Source organism: Micropruina sp., assembly GCF_047602385.1.
Lineage (GTDB): Bacteria > Actinomycetota > Actinomycetes > Propionibacteriales > Propionibacteriaceae > Micropruina.
Window position 1 is genome coordinate 182,671 of sequence record NZ_JASGHL010000005.1, and the last position, 17,026, is coordinate 199,696.

At 70.0% G+C, this 17,026-nt stretch carries 10 protein-coding genes; 2 read left to right on the top strand and 8 right to left on the bottom strand.

Annotation, left to right across the window (positions count from 1 at the left end):
• Positions 1-77: 77 nt before the first annotated feature.
• Complete coding sequence (gene sppA, locus QM711_RS16425) at positions 78-1,796, bottom strand: signal peptide peptidase SppA (protein WP_415101273.1); 1,719 nt, start codon at positions 1,794-1,796, stop codon at positions 78-80.
• A gap of 149 nt (positions 1,797-1,945) precedes the next feature.
• Between sppA and QM711_RS16430 the strand changes: the two genes are divergently transcribed.
• A complete protein-coding gene (locus QM711_RS16430) occupies positions 1,946-2,563 on the top strand; it encodes a lipoprotein LpqH (protein WP_415101275.1) in 618 nt (205 codons plus the stop codon).
• Positions 2,564-2,587: 24 nt separating this feature from the next.
• On the opposite strand, the gene QM711_RS16435 is transcribed toward QM711_RS16430, so the two are convergent.
• The 3 genes from QM711_RS16435 to QM711_RS16445 form a co-directional block, all read right to left on the bottom strand.
• On the bottom strand, positions 2,588-5,023 hold the full coding sequence (locus QM711_RS16435) for a peptidoglycan-binding protein (protein WP_415101277.1): 2,436 nt from the start codon (positions 5,021-5,023) through the stop codon (positions 2,588-2,590).
• A gap of 455 nt (positions 5,024-5,478) precedes the next feature.
• A complete protein-coding gene (gene tkt, locus QM711_RS16440; protein WP_415102292.1) occupies positions 5,479-7,551 on the bottom strand; it encodes a transketolase in 2,073 nt (690 codons plus the stop codon).
• 174 nt (positions 7,552-7,725) lie between these two features.
• Positions 7,726-9,054, bottom strand: a complete 1,329-nt coding sequence (locus tag QM711_RS16445) for an MFS transporter (RefSeq protein ID WP_415101279.1) — start codon at positions 9,052-9,054, stop codon at positions 7,726-7,728.
• A 755-nt stretch (positions 9,055-9,809) separates the two neighbouring features.
• Between QM711_RS16445 and QM711_RS16450 the strand changes: the two genes are divergently transcribed.
• Positions 9,810-10,784, top strand: coding sequence for an NAD-dependent epimerase/dehydratase family protein (locus QM711_RS16450; protein WP_415101281.1), 975 nt, complete (start codon positions 9,810-9,812; stop codon positions 10,782-10,784).
• A gap of 59 nt (positions 10,785-10,843) precedes the next feature.
• Here the strand turns inward: QM711_RS16450 and QM711_RS16455 are convergent, their stop codons facing one another.
• The 4 genes from QM711_RS16455 to pulA all read right to left on the bottom strand — a co-directional run bounded on the left by QM711_RS16455 (position 10,844) and on the right by pulA (position 16,988).
• On the bottom strand, positions 10,844-12,115 hold the full coding sequence (locus QM711_RS16455) for a F390 synthetase-related protein (protein WP_415101283.1): 1,272 nt from the start codon (positions 12,113-12,115) through the stop codon (positions 10,844-10,846).
• Positions 12,108-12,935: an MBL fold metallo-hydrolase gene (locus QM711_RS16460; RefSeq protein WP_415101285.1), complete on the bottom strand. Its 828-nt coding sequence runs from the start codon at positions 12,933-12,935 to the stop codon at positions 12,108-12,110. Before QM711_RS16460 ends, QM711_RS16455 begins: the two co-directional genes overlap by 8 nt.
• A 64-nt stretch (positions 12,936-12,999) precedes the next feature.
• The gene (locus tag QM711_RS16465; protein ID WP_415101287.1) at positions 13,000-14,106 is read right to left on the bottom strand and encodes a 3-oxoacyl-ACP synthase III family protein; all 1,107 of its coding nucleotides are present in this window, start codon (positions 14,104-14,106) and stop codon (positions 13,000-13,002) included.
• 197 nt (positions 14,107-14,303) lie between these two features.
• Positions 14,304-16,988 (bottom strand): pullulanase-type alpha-1,6-glucosidase, encoded by a 2,685-nt coding sequence (gene pulA / locus QM711_RS16470; RefSeq protein ID WP_415101289.1) that lies wholly within the window; start codon positions 16,986-16,988, stop codon positions 14,304-14,306.
• Between the last annotated feature and the right edge of the window lie 38 nt (positions 16,989-17,026).

Here is a 17,026-nt window from a genome sequence, read left to right on the forward strand (position 1 = left end):
GGACCCACTGCGCCGGGGCGGGAGAGCTGTCTCGGCGACCCCGCTCGGTACCACCGGCGCGACCGGCCGGGCGGATGTCAGCGGCCCAGGCCGGCGTCCAGTTCGATCGCGAACGGGAGGCTCAGCGCGCCGGCGGCGGCCAGGCCCAACTCGGCCGCGGCCGACTCGATCATCGCGTCGAGGTCGAACCGGCGGGTCGGCAGCGCGATCGAGGTGGACACCTGCTCGCTCGACTCGGCTGGCCGCAGCTGGCTCAGGAAGCCCAGCTTCGACACTGCCCGCACCGTCACATCGCCGGTCTTCACGCCAGCCAGTGCGGCTGCCCGGTCGATGGCCAGCCCCATCCCGCCCAGGTGGTCGACCAGGCCGCGCTCGCGGGCGTCCACGCCGGTCCAGACCCGGCCGCGGGCCAGCGGCTCCAGTTCGTCCAGCAGCATCCGCCGATCGCTCGCGGCCTTGGCCGTGAAGTCGGCGTAGATCTCGTCGAGCCGGCGATGGAGAGCAGCCCACTGCTGCTCGGTGAAGCGGCTGTTCGGCGACAGGTAGGACGCCCAGGCGCCCGAGCTGACATCGGACAACACCAGGCCGAGCTTCTTCTTCAACTCGGTGATCACGAATTTGCCGGCCACCACTCCGATCGATCCGGTCAAAGTGGTGGGCTGCGCAACGATCTCGTCGGCCGGCATCGACACGAAGTAGCCGCCGGACGCCGCCGTGTCGCCCATGCAGGCCACCACCGGGCGGCCTGACTCACGCAGCCGGAGCACCTCGCGCCGGATCGCGTCCGAGGCGACCGCCGAACCGCCCGGCGAGTCGACCCGGAGCACGACCGCCTTCACCGCGGGGTCGGCGGCGGCTGCTCGAAGGTGCGACCCGACCACGGACAGGGCGGCGACCGGCTGGCTGCTGCCCTGCCGCTGCGGGCGTCCGCTGATGATCGGGCCGCGCACCTCGACGACGGCGATCGCGGGTTTGGTACGACTGGCGACCAGCTCGCGGACAGCCGAGGCCTGGACGTGCCGGTGCACGTAGCGCAGGCCGGCCTGCTGCCCGGTCCAGGCCTCCCGAGCGGCGGCGTACGCCTCGTCGCGGTAGCCGACCCGGTCGATCAGCCCGTGCTCCAGGGCCTCCGCCGCGGTGAGCACCCCGGCATCGACGCTGGCCCAGACCTGCTCGGTGGTGCGACCGCGGCGCTGCGCGATCGCGTCGACCGCCCAGTGCGTGATCGAGTTGGTGATCTGCTGCATCATCTCGGTGTTCGCCGGCGAGATCTCGTGGGCGGCATAGGTGTCGCCGGCCGTCTTGTACTCCTTGCGCTGCCCGAACTGGGGCTCGACGCCGAGCTTGTCGAAGCTGCCGCGCAGCAGGGTGATCTGGGCCCGGACGCCGCCGAGGCCGCACTCGCCGGTGGGCTGCACCCAGATCTGGTCGGCGTGCGCGGCGAGCACGTAGGGCAGCAGCGCGGTGCCGAACTCGCCGAACGACTCGGTGTGCGCCCAGACCGGCTTGTGCTCGCCGAAGGCGGCCAGCAGGTCGGCGAGTTCGCAGCACTGTGCCGCGGTGATCTGGCAGGTCCCGATGTGCACCAGCAGCCCGAGCACCGCGGGGTCGGACGCCGACTGCCGCAACCCGTCGCGAAGGGCCCTCATGGTGGGAGCGTTGATCAGCTTCAGCGCCTCCAGCGGGTTGGCGGGAGCGTTGCTGAGCACCGAGTGATCGAGGTCGAGTTCGAGAATCACCTGCTCGCCCACGGCGGACTTGCGCAGCAAAGAGGACAGCTTGCCGAGAGGATCCATGGCGCCAGCGTATGCGGCCGCCGCGCCGTCCCGGCTGCGGCGAACCCTCGGTGCCCGGCGAACTTTCGGTGCCGGCAGACCATGCCGAATCGGTGGTCGCCAGCGCGTCGGGTCCGCTACCCGGCCGCCCGGGGGCCAGCATGATCAGCGTGACTGGACCCAACAGCCCCCGACCCGGACACCGGTGGGGACGTGCGGCCGTGGCATTGGCCGCCGGAACCGCCACCGCGCTCACCGGATGCGCCAAGACCCCGCCGGTGCTCAACCCGCCGGCCAGCGCGGTGCCTGGTTCGCCGTCGGCGTCCCCGGCAGCCAGTGCGCCGGCGTCGCCGTCGGCCACCCCGTCAACCACACCGCAGGAGACCGCGGCGTCCACGCCCGGCGTCAAGGCGACCGGTTCGCTGACCCTGTACACCGAGGCGAGCACGTCGATGACCGGCACCTGCCGGACGGCCGCCGGGGTGCCGACCCTGGCCGTTGCGGACCGGCGCAACGACTTCTTCGGCAGCATCGAGGCCACCCTGCTGTTGTCAGCGCGCCGCACCACGGTGGCGAAGCTGACCATCGAGTTGGGTGAGGACTCCGAGCTGGTCGCCCGGACGCTGAGCTACGACGCCGCCCAGCCCGGCGCCGGCAGCTCGGTCGACCTGACCGGCAAGGGCTCGGCGTTCACGGTGACCGGCAAACTGACCGCCGTCGCGAACGGGCAGCCGGCCGGCACGATTCCGGTCGCGCTCACCATCGAGTGCTCCGGCGACGACTGGTAGCGGACCGTCGGCGGAGGTCGCCACTCACTTGGCGATCGGCACACCGGTCCTGTACTCGGTGGTCGCGTAACCCGCCTTGCTCGCCCGGACGACCACGCTGACCGTCGTGCCCTTGTCCTTGGCGGTCAGCCGGTAGCTGGTCTTGGTGGCTCCCTTGACCAGGCCGGAGCCGCGATACCACTGGTAGGTGACGCTGACCCCGCCCGGCGACCAGGTGCCGGCGTCCACCTTCAAGGTGTGACCGGATTTGCGCGTTCCGGTGACCTTCGGGGCCTTGCCGGTCAGAATCCCCTTGGCCACGTCGGCGGTGGCGACGGAGACCCGGCTCACCGGCTGGGCACCTTTGAGCGAACCGGTCACCCGCACCGTCAGAGATCCGCCGAGGTCGGCCACCGCCGGGAGATAGACCGGTTTGGTGGCGCCCTTGACGGCCTTGCCGTCGCGGTACCACTGGTAGCCCAGCGAGACTCCGGCCGGTCCCCACTCCCCGGGCTTGGCGGTGAGCGCCACCCCCACCCGGGGGGTCCCGACGATGGTCGGAGCTGCCGCCGTGACGAGCCTCGGGACGGCCGCGGTAGCGGCGGAACTGCGGGTCACCGGCCAGTATCCGAGCTTGGCGGAGGTCACCTGCACGGACAGGGTCGAGCCGGCATCGGCCGCGGTGACCGGATAGTTCGGGTCGGTGGCGCCGGCGACCCGGAGGCTGCCCCGGTACCACTGGTAGGCCAGCGTGACCGGCGCCGGCGTCCAGGTGCCGGGCTTCGCGGTCAGCACCTTGCCGACCTCGGGGGTCCCCACGACGGTGGGGGCGGGCGTGGCCGAGAGGTTCAGCCGCGGCACGGTGGCCGTCGCAGCCGACGTCCGCGCGGTGGTTGTGTACATCCGCTTCGTCCCGGTCACCCGGACGCTCAGCGTCAGGCCGGCGTCGGCCTCGGTCACCCGGTGGCTGGATTTGGTCGACCCGGCGACGGGCTGGCCACCCCGGAACCACTGGTAGGACAGCTCGACCGACCCGGGACCCCAGCCGCCGGCGGCGGCGGTGAGGGTCTGCCCGACCACCGCCTTGCCGCTCACCTTGGGATTGGCGCCGTCCACGGTCATGAACAGAGCGGCCCAGGTCCGCGCATCGACGCGTCCGGTCGCCGCCCGGCCCGCGGTCGCCTGGAAGGCCGACACGGCCTCGGCGACCGCGGTGGTGAAGCTGGAGACGACGCCCGCAGGCTGCCCGCCCGCCGCCAGCAACGCGGACAGTGCGAGCACCGCGTCGCCCTTGGCGCCCGGAGCCAGCGCGGGGGCCAGCGCGGTCAAGGTGATCGGACCGGCCTCGCCGTCTGCCTCGAGCCGCATGGCCTTCTGGAACTTCTTCACCGAGGACACCGTCGCGGCGTCGTAGCGTCCGGTGACACCCACCGGGTAGCCGGCCGCCCTGAGCAGGTACTGCAGCGCGGTCACCTTGGCCCCCGAATCCTTGCCGACGAGCACCAGGGTGAGCGCGATGCTGTCGTAGTCGCGCAGGTCGTGCTCGGCGATCAGAGCGGTCAGCTTGGCCGCGTAGGCTGCGGCGTCCTTGCCGTGCTCGACCTTGGCGATGGCGTTGACATAGTCGGGAAGGTCGCCGATCGCCTTGCGGGCCGCGGCATACCCGGAGTCCCGGACGACGGCGGCCGCATGCGCCGCGAACGAGTCGCTGACCGAGTTGTACTTGGCGTAGCTCGCCTTGCCGATGTTGACGCAGCCGGCCTGGAACGCGCTCGCCGCGGAAGCGGCGATGCCGTCCCTGCCGGCGAGCACGAATGACGACGAGCGGCGTAGGCCGGCGTAGTACTTGCGGGTCTTCCAGTAGCGCAGGGTAGTTCGGACGACCCCGTAGGCGCGGCCGCGTGCCTCGATGATCCGCCAGTCGCCGTTGTCGAGCTTCTTGGTGAGAACAGCGACGTGGCCGATTCCGTTCGATCGTGCCGGATTGTTCCGCAGGAAGACCAGGTCCCCGGCCTTCGGCGAGCCCGTCACTCGCTTGGTCACGTTGTACTGCGCGGCGGCCAGGTCGGTGATCCGGTTCCCGGACCGGGCATAGAGCCACTCCACCAGTTCGGAGCAGTCGAATTTGGCGGGATCGGGGTTGCTCACGACGGCTTCGGCACCCAGGACGTACGGCTTGCCGACCTGGTCCTCGGCGAGGTCGGCGAACTGCGCGGCGGTCATCTTGGCGCCGCAAGCCGTGTCGAAGTAGTTGCGGCCCTTCTGCGCCGCCTCCGAGGTGCCCCAGTCGCTGTCGAGGATCGCTTGGGCGATCGAGACCGAGGCAGGGACGCCGTAGGTCCGCTGCGCCTGCTGTGCCGCGGGAGCCACGCGGGCGATGAATGCCTCCTTCGCATTCTTCGAAACCGTGGCCGCATCGACGCCGCTGACACCGAGCAGTGCGCAGGCGGCTACCAGGGCGAACGCGATGGGGGGTGACATCAGCCTGGGAAGATTTCGCACCCTTGTTAGCTACCGAGATCCTTACCGGAAGAGCAACTGAGAACTTGAGGGTTGACATTTCAGGATTCTCGATCAAACCCCTTCTGACTTGGGCTTATACATCTCATTCTCATCGAGTCAGGCATTCAGGCTCGATCGAGGGTTCATACCTTCGACGACGTCCGTCGAGCAAGAATGGCCGAGGTGCGCCTGCCCTTGTCGGCGAGTGAATTACATCGATGACATTTATCACGCGACCCACAAAGCCCTCCTCATGCAAGCGCTGATCAACGCTGAGTTTCGCTGGTTGAGCCGGTCGAAAACCGTTGGCGGAAGGGTCTCGACAAGCTCGACCAGCGATGACCAGCCCTTGTCGATCAGTTCTGCCCTCCCGTCGACGGGAGGGCAGAACTGATCGCGGAGGGCCTAGAGGCCGGTCCGGCGTCCGGGCTGGATCAGCCGAGCAAGGTCTTGGCCTTTGCGACGGCGGCGTCGGCGGTGATGCCGAACTTCTCGAACAGCAGGGCGCCGTCGGCGGAGGCGCCGAAGTGGTCGATGCCGATCGCCTCGGTGTTGCCGCCCAGAAGGTCCTTCCAGCCGACCCGGACGCCGGCCTCGATGACCACCTTGGGGACCTCGGCCGGCAGCACCTCGGCCTGGTAGTCGGCGTCCTGGGCATGGAACCACTCCACGCACGGCAGCGACACCACGCGCGCCGGGATGCCCTCGGCCTCCAGCGCCTCAGCGGCGGCCACCGCGACCTGCAGCTCGGACCCGGTGCCGATCAGCACCACCTCGGGCTCCGCCGAGGCTTCCTTCAGCACGTAGCCGCCCCGCACGGCGTTCTCGGCGCCGGCCAGGCCGGTGCCCTCGCCACGGTCCAGGATCGGCAGGTTCTGCCGGGACAGGATCAGCGCCGCCGGGTGGTTCTTGGTCCGCAGGATCTGCGCCCAGGCGTGCGCGGTCTCGTTGGCGTCACCGGGCCGGACGACGTCCAGGTTCGGGGTCAGCCGCAGCGCCATGATCTGCTCGATCGGTTGGTGCGTCGGGCCGTCCTCGCCGACGCCGATCGAGTCGTGCGTGTAGACGAAGATGGTCGGCACGTGCGACAGCGCCGCCAGCCGCGGGGTGATCCGCATGTAGTCGACGAACGCCAGGAAGGTGCCGCCGTAGACCCGCGACAGGCCGTCCATGGTGATCCCGTTCAGGATGTTGCCCATCGCATGCTCGCGGATGCCGAAATGTAGCGTCCGACCCCCGGGCGCCCCGGTGAACTCGTGACTGGACCGCTCGGCGGGGATGAACGAGTTCACCCCGGCCATGGTGGTGTTGTTCGACCCGGCCAGGTCGGCCGAGCCGCCCCACAGCTCCGGGACAGCGCCCGCGATCGCCGAAAGCACCTTGCCCGAGGCTGCCCGGGTGGCCATCGAGCCAGGCTCGAAGACCGGCAGCGCGGCGTCCAGATCGGCCGGTGCCTCCCGGGCGAGAACCCGGTCGAGCAACTCGGCCTTCTCCGGGTTGGCCGAGCGCCACGCCTCGAAGCGCGGATCCCACTCGGCCCGCAACTCCTTCGCCCGGGCGGCGGAGTTCGCCCGGACCTCATCGACAACCGCGGTGTCGATCGCGAACGGGGTGTCCTCGAAGCCCAGCTCCTGCTTCAGCCCGGTGATCTCCGCGCCACCCAGCTTGGAACCGTGCACCGAGTGGTCACCGGCCTTGGTCGGCAGCGGCCAACCGATGATCGTGGTCACCTTGATGAAGTGCGGCTTGCCGGCGACCGCCCTGGCCCGCTCGAGGACGTCGTAGAGCTCGGCGACCTTCTCCTCGTAGGTGGTGAACCCATTGGTGAAGTCGACGTGGTGGGTGTCCCAGCCGTAGGCGGCGTAACGGGCCTCGACGTCCTCGGAGAAGGCGATCTTGGTGTCGCCCTCGATCGAGATCCGGTTGTCGTCGTAGATCAGGAACAGATTGCCCAGCTCCTGGGTGGCGGCCAGCGAGGACGCCTCACCCGAGACCCCCTCCTGCATGCAGCCGTCACCGGCGATGCAGTACACATCGTGATCGAACACCGACTCACCCGGGGTGGCCGACGGGTCGTAGAGCTCGCGGGAATGCCGGGCGCTCATCGCGAATCCGACAGCGTTCGCGACGCCCGCACCCAGCGGACCGGTGGTGCACTCCACACCCTTGGTGAGGCCGAACTCGGGGTGGCCGGGGGTCAACGAGTCCCAGGTCCGCAGGCTCTCGATGTCGTCCAACTCCAGCCCGAAGCCGTGCAGGTAGAGCTGGGTGTACTGGGTGAGCGAGGAGTGGCCGGCCGACAACACGAACCGGTCACGGCCCAGCCAGCGCGAATCGGACGGGTCCGACTTCATCAGCTTCGCGTAGAGCAGGTAGGCGATCGGAGCCAACGACACCGCCGTACCCGGGTGACCATTGCCGACCTTCTCGACGGCGTCCGCAGCCAGCACGCGGGCGATGTCGACCGCCTTCGCGTCCTGCTCCGTCCAGGTCAGATTGCTCATCAGAACTTCCTCTCGGATGTCGCGCCTCACTGCGCGGGAGACGACGGGATCGAACAGGCCAACCCTATTGGCTGTCCGCCGCGGTTGGGGAGCGGGCGGTCGGCGGTCTCGCATTGGGTGTGAAAAATCACGGAATGAGTGCGTTCGAAGAAGAGTGTTCGTGTCGTGGGACCACGGTCACCCTTCGAGCGCGCGTCCGGTGTGCTCGGGGAGCACCAGAGCAGCCCCGGCGGCCAACAGGAAGGCCACGCCGAAGACGCCGAAGACCAGCACCATCCCGCCGGCGCCGAGCATCAGCGGCACGCTCAGCGGGGCCAGCATGGACGCGATCCGGCCGAAGGCCGCCGCGGCCCCGGTGCCCTTGCCGCGCACCCCGGTCGGGTAGATCTCCGGCCCGACCGCATACAGCGCCCCCCAGGCACCGAGGTTGAAGAAGGAGAGCGTGCAGCCGGTGACGATGATCAGCGTCTCGGTGGTGGCGAACCCGAACGCGGCGGCGGCGACGGCTGAGCCGGCCAGGAACACCGCCAGGGTGAGCCGGCGTCCCCACTTCTCGATCAGCCAGGCGGCGACGGCATAGCCGGGCAGCTGGGCGAGGGTGATGATCAGGGTGAACTCGAACGAGCGGACCAGCGGGAAGCCGCGCTGCACCAGCAGGGTCGGGATCCAGATGAAGGCGCCGTAGTAGGACAGGTTGATGCAGAACCAGACCGCCCACAGCGCCGCGGTCCGGGCGCGGTAGGCCGGTGACCAGATCGAGTCCGTCGGGGTCGCGGCAGCGGGGGCGGCGTCCGGGCTGGCTACCGGCGGGACTCCCGCGGATGCCTCGAAGCCACGGACCGCGTCCTCGGCCTCTGCGATGCGTCCCTTCGACTCCAGGAACCGGACGGATTCCGGCAACCCCCAGCGGATCGCGGCCGCGTAGGCGGTGGGGACGACGCCGACCGCCAGCGCCCAGCGCCAGCCGTCCGGGGAGGACGGGACGACCAGGTAGCCGATCAGCGCCGCGAGGATCCAGCCGATCGCCCAGAAAGCCTCGAGTGCCACCACCACCCGGCCGCGGATGGCTTTGGGTGCGTACTCGCTGACCAGGGTGGACGCGACCGGCAGCTCGGCACCCAGTCCGATGCCGACGATGAAGCGCAGCACGATCAACATCGCCACGCTGCCCACCAGCGCGGACGCCCCGGTGGCGATGCCGTAGACCAGGAGGGTGAGGGCGAAGACCTGGCGGCGTCCGATCCGGTCGGCGAGCAGTCCACCGACCGAGGCGCCGATGGCCATCCCGACGAAGCCGATCGACCCGATCCAGGACAGCGTGCCGGCGTCCAGCTTCCACTGGGCGGCCAGCGCGGCCATCACGAACGAGATCAGCCCGACGTCCATCGCGTCCAGTGCCCAGCCGACACCCGAGCCGAGCAGGAGCTTGCCGTGTTTGCGGGTGAACGGCAGTCGATCCAGTCGTTCCGCGCGGGTCAGCGAGGTCTCGGTGACGGCGTCAGACATTATTTGTCCTCCCTGCCAATAAGCCGGGCTCAGCTTAGTGACCATGCCCCGGCGAGGGAACCACTGCCCCGCCCCCCGAACCCGGGGGACGGTTCTCCCGGTCACCAGGGACGGTTCTTTCGGTCACCGGGGACGGTTCTCCCGGTCACCGGGGACGGTTCTCCCGGTCACCGGGGACGGTTCCTTTGGTCACCGGGGACGGTTCTGCCGGTCACCGGCGACGGTTCTCCCGGTCACCGGGGACGGTTCTCCCGGTCACCGGGGACGGTTCTCCCGGTCACCGGGGACGGTTCTGCCGGTCACCGGCGACGGTTCTCCCGGTCACCAGGGACGGTTCTCCCGGTCACCGGGGACGGTTCCTTTGGTCACCAGGGACGGTTCTGCCGGTCACCGGCGACGGTTCTCCCGGTCACCAGGGACGGTTCTCCCGGTCACCAGGGACGGTTCCTTTGGTCACCAGGGACGGTTCTGCCGGTCACCGGCGACGGTTCTCCCGGTCACCAGGGACGGTTCTCCCGGTCACCAGGGACGGTTCTTCTGGTCACCAGGGACGGTTCTCCCGGTCACCGGGGACGGTTCTTTCGGTCACTCTGCGTTCTCTTGGTCAACAGTTTGGTCACTGGGGACGGTTCTCCGGGTCGCCTGATCGATGTTGGCGGGCATCTATGCAGCCCGGGGCAGGCGTCCGTCGTGACCAAGGAACCGTCCCCGGTGACCGGGAGAACCGTCCCTCCGAGTGCGGCTACGGTGAAACGATGCGGATCCTGGTCACCGGCAGCAACGGGTTCGTCGGGGGTCGGGTGGCCGCGAAGGCCCGGGACCGCGGTTGGCAGGTTGTCGGACTGGGACGCCAACCGCGTCCGGTCGTCGAGGTGGACGGCTACCACCGGCACGACTTGGCCGACCCGTTGCGGCTCGATGAAACCGTGGACGCGGTAGCGCACTGCGCGGCGCTGGCTTCGCCCTGGGCACGACCCGAGGCCTACCGGCGGGCCAACCTGGACGGCACCCGGCACGTCCTGGAGTGGGCCCGCTCCCACGGCGTCCCGCCGGTGCACTACGTGTCGTCGTCGAGTGTCTTCTACACCCGCCAGGACCAGCTCGGGCTCACCGAGGACTCCCCCATTCCGGCCCCCGCGGACCAGATCAACGTCTACTCGCGCAGCAAGCTGGCCGGTGAACGACTGCTCGAGGCGTACGTCGGCGACTGGAGCATTCTGCGACCCCGGGCGGTGTTCGGGCCGGGCGACACGGTGCTGCTGCCACGCGTGGTGACGGCCGCCCGCGCCGGCCGCCTGCCCCTGCTGGTGCGGTCGAATCCGGACCCGGTGCTGACCGACCTGACTCATGTCGATGTGGTCGCCCACTACGTGGTCGAGGCGGTCGCCCGCGGGGTGACCGGCCCGGTCAACCTGACCAACGGAGAACCCGTCGAGTTGTACCCGTTCCTGTTCGGACTACTGGACGACCTGGGCCTGCCGCGTCCGACCCGGCGAGTACCGGTGGGGGTCGCGATGGCGCTGGCCCGGGCGTCCGAGATCGCCTCAGCGACCGTGCTCGGCTACCGCGAACCCCCGATCACCACCTTCGGGGTGTCGATGTTCGCCCACTCCAAGACCTTTGACGTGGCTCGCTGCCGCACCCTGCTCGGGCCGCCGCTGCTCAGCGTCGAGGACGGCCGGCGCGCTCTGGTGGCGTGGTGGCGCGGACGCCGTCGTCCCGCCCAGTGACCGGGAGAACCGTCCCCAGTGACCAAAAGAACCGTCCCCAGTGACCGAAAGAACCGTCCCTAACCTTCGCGGCGAACGCGGCGCCGTTTCGCCGTCGGGCCCTCCACCGGCCAGGGCATGCCGAAGATCTGGGGTACCACCAGGCCACGCGAACGCAGCAGCCCCTGCAGCGCGAGATGTGCGGAGGCCTGGGCGCGCTGCGGGCGCACCGCCAGCCTCAGGGTGCCGTCGACGCGCTGCAGCAGCCGGAAGTCGGCCACCGCGGGAGCACCCAGGATCGCGATCCGGACGAAGTCTGCGAACAGCGGTCTGGTCTCCCCAGTGCCGGCGGCGAACCGCAGCACATCGTCCGCGCGCCCCTCGATCCGCTCGATCGCGGTGAACACCGACCCACACGGGCAACCACCCGGAGCCGGCACCAGCACGTCGCCCAGCCGGTACCGGATGATCGCCTGGGTGCGCCGGTAGAGATCGGTGACGATCGGCGTGAAACGGCCGCTGACTTCGTCGATCACCTCGCGCTCGACGTGCACCAGATCCTCGTTCAGGTGCAGGGTGCCTTGACTGCAGCTGATGCCCAGGAAGCCCTCGGTGGCTTGGTACACCTGCCGCACGCCGACGCCGAAGCCGGCCTCGACCCGCGCCGCCACATCGCTGTCCAGCACGTCGGCGATCGAGTACACGACCGCCGGCCGCAGCTTCCCGGCAGCAACCGAAGAACGGGCGGCCAGGTCGTCGAGCACCTGCGGAGGTGCGGCCAGCACGGTCGGCGCGAAGTCGCTCAAGTGTTCGGCGATGGCGTCCGGGTCGAGCGCCAGGTCGACGTAGCGGAAAGAGATCCGGCCGCCGTCGACCGCCTGGTAGAGCGGTCCTCCCGAGCGCAGCACCAACGCCACCCGGGCTGGTTCGAGCAGGCTGGGCAGCGCCTTGGCGAGCACGGTGCCGGCCCAGCGGGCGCGTTCGGCCGGCGAGGTCAGGAAGACGCCCTGACGCCCGGAGGTGCCCGACGACAGCCCAACGCCGACACCGCTCAGCGCGGCGTCGAAGCTGCGCCCGCTCTCAGCTGCGCGAGCCGCCTCCAGACACTCCTCGAGTCTCAGCCCGCGATCGTTGAGCTGGTCGAAATGCGCCAGCCAGGCGGCCTTGTTGAGCGTCGGAAAGGCGGCCAATGCGGCGTCCGGGACGTCGGCGTAGTACGGGAAGACCCGGCGAGCGCGGCTCAGCACAGACCGGAGCCGACGTCGCTGGTGCCGCTCGAGCGCCGCTCGGGTGGGGAATCGGCGCAGCCGGGTGCCGAGCGCGGCAGCCAGCACCCGCATCCGGTCAGCCATCGGCGCGGACCCGGTCGAGGATGGCCCTGCAGTGCGACGGCACGATCGCCAACTCCGGCCGCTCAGCATGCAACCGGGCCAACTCGCCGACCACCTGCTCGTAGCGAGGGCGATCGCCACGCAGTTGCGGCAGCGGCAGTTCGCCGTGGGTGAAGGCGCGCTCGTTCCACACCGCATCGCCCACCAGCAGAACGCCGTCCGCTCCGGAACCTGGCAACCACAAGCCCAGATGCCCCTCAGTGTGACCCGGCAGCGGGAGCACGAACGCACTGCCGTCGCCGAACAGGTCATGGCCGTTGCGCAGCCGTCCACCCAGCCCCGTCCTGCCGACCGTCAGCTCGGCCAGCGGCAGCAACCGGTCGTCGATGTCGTCGGGCAGCAGCGCCGGCAGGAAGCCGTGCGCCGTGTTCGTCCAGGCCGATCTGTTCCGCCAGCCGGAGCCGAGTGCGCCGTCGCCGACCACCACCCGGGCCTGCGGAAAGTCGCGCAGTCCGGCGACGTGGTCGCCGTGCAGGTGGGACAACACCACCAGCCGCACCTGCTCGGGGCCGATGCCGCGCTCGCGCAGCTGCGTCACCACCGCGTCCGACTCGCCGCAGCTGACCGGCAGCAGCGCGGCATACAGCCGGTACGGCAGCCGCGCCGTCGCGGTGTGGAAGCGGGGCGCGTAGCCGGTGTCGAACAGTGCGACGCCGCCGTCCGGGTGCGGAATGACGGCCACCGCGGACGGGAACTCGATCGGACGCCACGCTCCCCCGCGCCGGACGAATCGTTCCAGCTGCACGCAGTGTCCGGCGACGATCACGTCGATGCCCTTCATCGCCCTCCCTTCGAGGAGTCCGCGCCGCGGTTCGGCGGGTTCCGCCCGCCAAGAATGCCAGGCGTCAGAACCGCAGCACCGCGCCGCCGAACAGCAGACCGGCGCCGGTCCCGATCAGCAGGCACAGCTGCCCCCGTCCCAGCCGTCCGGACGCGACGGCGTGGGCGAGCGCGGTCGGCATCGACGCCGACACCTGGTTGCCGTGCTCGGCCAGGATGTCGACCACCGCCTCACGGCGCACCGGCAGCCGCTCGCGCAGAAACCGCAACCCCAGGCCGGACGCCTGATGCGGGACCACCGCGTCGATCTGGTCAGCGCGGACACCGGCCTCGTCGAGCAGCCCGTCGAGGAAGCCGGGCATCTCCCGGGCGACCAGTTTCATCATCCCCAGGCCGTCCATCGCGAACAGGTAGTCGGACGGGTCCGGCGGAGGGGTGATGGCGTTCCAGCGGGTGCCGCCGGCCGGAATCCGGCACAGCTCGGCAGCGCTCGGATACGCGGTCAGCCGCAGCGCCAGAATCTCCGACGGCCGCTGATCGAGCGGGTCGGGACCGCTCGCGCCGCCCGGGGTTTCGACCCGCCGCTGGTTGAGCTTGTCGAAACCAACCGTCCCAGAGGTCTCGACAAGCTCGACCGACGGCTTGGCCTCGACCGAGTTCTCCAGCAGCACCGCAGCGGCGCCGTCGCCGAACAGCGCACTGGATTCCAGATCGGCATGGTTGAGGCCCTTGGAAGCAATGTCCACCGCGGCGACTGCGACGCGACTCCAGCGCCCAATCGCGATCCCGAAACACGCCTGCTGCAATGCGGTCAGGAAGCCGAGGCAGGACGCGTTCACATCGAACGCCTGGAGCCTCCCGCCGGTGGCACCGAGCCGAGCGGCAGCCAGGATCGCGGTGGTCGGCATCGGCTGCTCGGGCACCACCGAGGCCACGATCAGCGCGTCCAGGTGGTCAGCGTCCCAGTCGGCCCGATCGAGCGCCTCGCGGAGCGCGCCGACGACCATGCCGAGACTGGTTTCGCCCGCACCGACCCAGTGCCGTTCGGCGACTCCCGAACGGGCGAAGGTGAGGCCGGGAGACCGGCCGTGAGCGGCGTCCAGCTCAGCGGAGGTCACCCGCCGCGACGGGGTGTGGCTGCCCACCGAGACAATCCGAACGGGCCAGGACATGGCCGCAAAGCTAGCAGCCGGGCGGTCCGCCCCTTCGTCGAGTCGAGGTGTTACCGATCACATCCCGCGACACAATTTCATCGGACGAAGAGATACCGATTTCCGCGCTCGATGCGCACGCCTGGGCGGCTAAAACGATTCCAATCGAATCGAGCGCGGAAATCGGCACCTCATCGAGAAGAGAGACTCAGGCGGCGTCACCACGGCCGGACGAAAACCGCGAAGCTGCGGGCGGGAACGCGAGCCCAGGCGCCCTCGACCCTCGCGCCCTTCACGATCACGTCGTGCCCGCGCGCCTGCACCGGGTGCAGCACATGCTGGCCGTCCAGCCCGGGCACCGCCAGCCGCACCGGCAGCGGGGTGGCGTTGAAGACGGCGACCAGGCTGCGCCAGTCGTGCTGAGCCGGCTCGCCGACGGTGTCATCGATCCGCATCACGATGACGCCCGGTACTTGATGGGCGGTGTTCGAGACCGGGAAGGTCAGCTTGGTCCGGATCGCGTGCCCCGAGGCCAGCCGGAACAGCCGGGTGGAGGCGCGCAACCGCAGCAGGTCGAGAGCCTGCGCGTGCGCTTCGGCGATGTCGGACGGGGCGGGCTTCAGCGCCGGATCGGCGAGGAAGGGCCGGAAGAAGTCCCACTTGGGACCGTTGTCCACCTCGGGCGGCAGACCGGCCCCGAAGCCGTTGTCGGTCATCGTCCAGTCCAGGAAGTTGAACCAGTCGCCGGAGTTGTAGGAGTTCCGGTCCAGGCTCTTGCTGCGCAGGATGTCGGTCCCGGCATGCCACATCACCGGCCCCTGCCCGAGCGTTGCCAGCGCCAGGCACAGCGTGTTCAGCCGGATCCGGTCGGCCATCGGCACCTCGGCCGGCAGCTTCAGGGTCAGCGCGTCGAACAGGGTCTCGTTGTCGTGAGCGTCGACGTAGCTGATCACCTCGTCCGGCTCGGACGCGTACCCGGCCGGCCCGCCGCTGTAGTCCAATTCGTCGCCGCGGACGAACATCCGCCGGCTGTTGGACGGCAGCCAGTAGTCGCGCAGGTTTCCGGTCAGTCCCAGCTGGATCAGGTCGGTGTCGGCCAGCAGCCGGTCCCGCTGGTGGTAGCCGTCGCCGTTCACCGCCGCCCCGTTGGACGCCGTGAACAGCCCGGTGCCGAAGCCCTGCCCGCGCGGGTCGTGGTCGAACGGGCGTCCGCCGCGGACGGCGTCCCGCAGCCGGTCGTTGAAGGTGCCGATGCCGGTGCCGCCCAGGTTGCCCTGCCGAGCCTGGACGAACCGGGCGTCGTCGGCCACCTCGCCGAAATTCCAGCCTTCGCCGTAAAGCGTCACGGCACGGCCGTCCACGCCGTCGCGTTGGGGCGTCAGGGCGTCGAGCGCGGTCCGCACGGCGATCATGTTGTCCCGGCTGTGGTGGCCCATCAGGTCGAAGCGGAACCCGTCCACCTTGTAGTCGCGGGCCCACAGCAGCACCGAGTCGACCATCAGCTTCTGTGCCATCGCGTGCTCGGTGGCCACGTTCGGGCAGCAGGTCGAATGCTCGGTGTGGCCCAGCGGTGAGAGCCGGTGGTAGTAGCCGGGGACGATCCGGTCGAGCACCGATTTGGTGTTCTGGCCGTAGCTGGCGGTGTGGTTGAAGACCTGGTCGAGCACCACCCGCAGGCCGAGCCCGTGCAGGGCGCCGATCATCGCGCGGAACTCGTGGACGCGTCCGGAACCCTCGGCGCTGGCCAGGCTGGAACAGTAGGAGCCCTCGACGGCCTGGTAGTGCCACGGGTCGTAGCCCCAGTTGTACGGACTGTTGGCGACGGTGAGCGCGATCAGCCGCTGCTGCTGCGGGCTGTCGGCCGGAGCGGCTCGAAGATCGGACTTCGGCGGGCGATGCTGCCGGTCCTTGGCCTCTTCGACGCTGGCGTTGTCGAAGACCGGCAACAGCTGCACCGTGTTCAAACCTGCGTCGGCAAGGCGTTTCAGGTGCCGGGTGCCGAGGCTGTCGCGGGTGAAGGCGAGGAAGCTGCCGCGCTCGTCGGCCGGCACGCTCTTGTCGCTGATCGAGAAATCGCGCACATGCAACTCGTAGATCACCTGGTCGACGGCGTGGCCGAGCCGGGGCTGAGCGGCCTGACACCACTGCGTGGGCGCGAGCTCGGGATCGGCGAGGTCGACGATCACCGAGTGGGTCGAGTTGACGGTGAGCGCAAGCGAGTACGGGTCGGTGACCTGGTTGGTGACGACGCGGCGCCCGCTGGGGGCGTAGACGGTGACCTCCCAGCGGTAACGCGCGGCCGCCCAGTCCGGACTGCCCGAGATCGACCAGCAGCCGTCGGACTCGCGGGCAGCCGGAAGTGCCTGTCCGGGAGCGCGCAGATCGTCGCCCGCGCGCCAGAGCCGCAGCCGGACGTCTCGCGCGGTCGGCGCCCAGAGCCGCAGCGTCGGCGTCCGGTCGCTCCAGCGGAGCCCGAGCTCGGCCCGGGTGGCGGCGGCGTAGATGTCGTCGAGCACGCCGGGCACCTGCAGCGATCCGGCGTTGACCAAGCGTCCGGACGCCTGGTGCAGGCTGAGCACCACCTGGCCGCGCAGGAGCCGCTCGGCCTGGGCGACGGTCTCCGGATCGAGCCGCAGAGCCAGGTAGCCGCGCAGGTGCGGCCGCTCGGCAAGCACATCGGGAGGCAGCCCGTCCGGGTCGAAGCGAACCTCTGCGGTCGCCCAGCTGACCGGCTCACGGGCGGCGGGGTCGATGCCGCCGTCGGGCGAGGCGTGCAGGCACCAGTCGAGTCCGGACGGGTCGACTCCGGTCGGGACACCGTCGACCGGCCAGGCGATCAACTCGCGGCGCACCCAGTGCCCGGGCGCGAGCATCAGATCGGGTGGGCCCAGCAGTCTGCCCATGACAACCTCATCGTCGAGAATCCGAACCCGCTCATCGT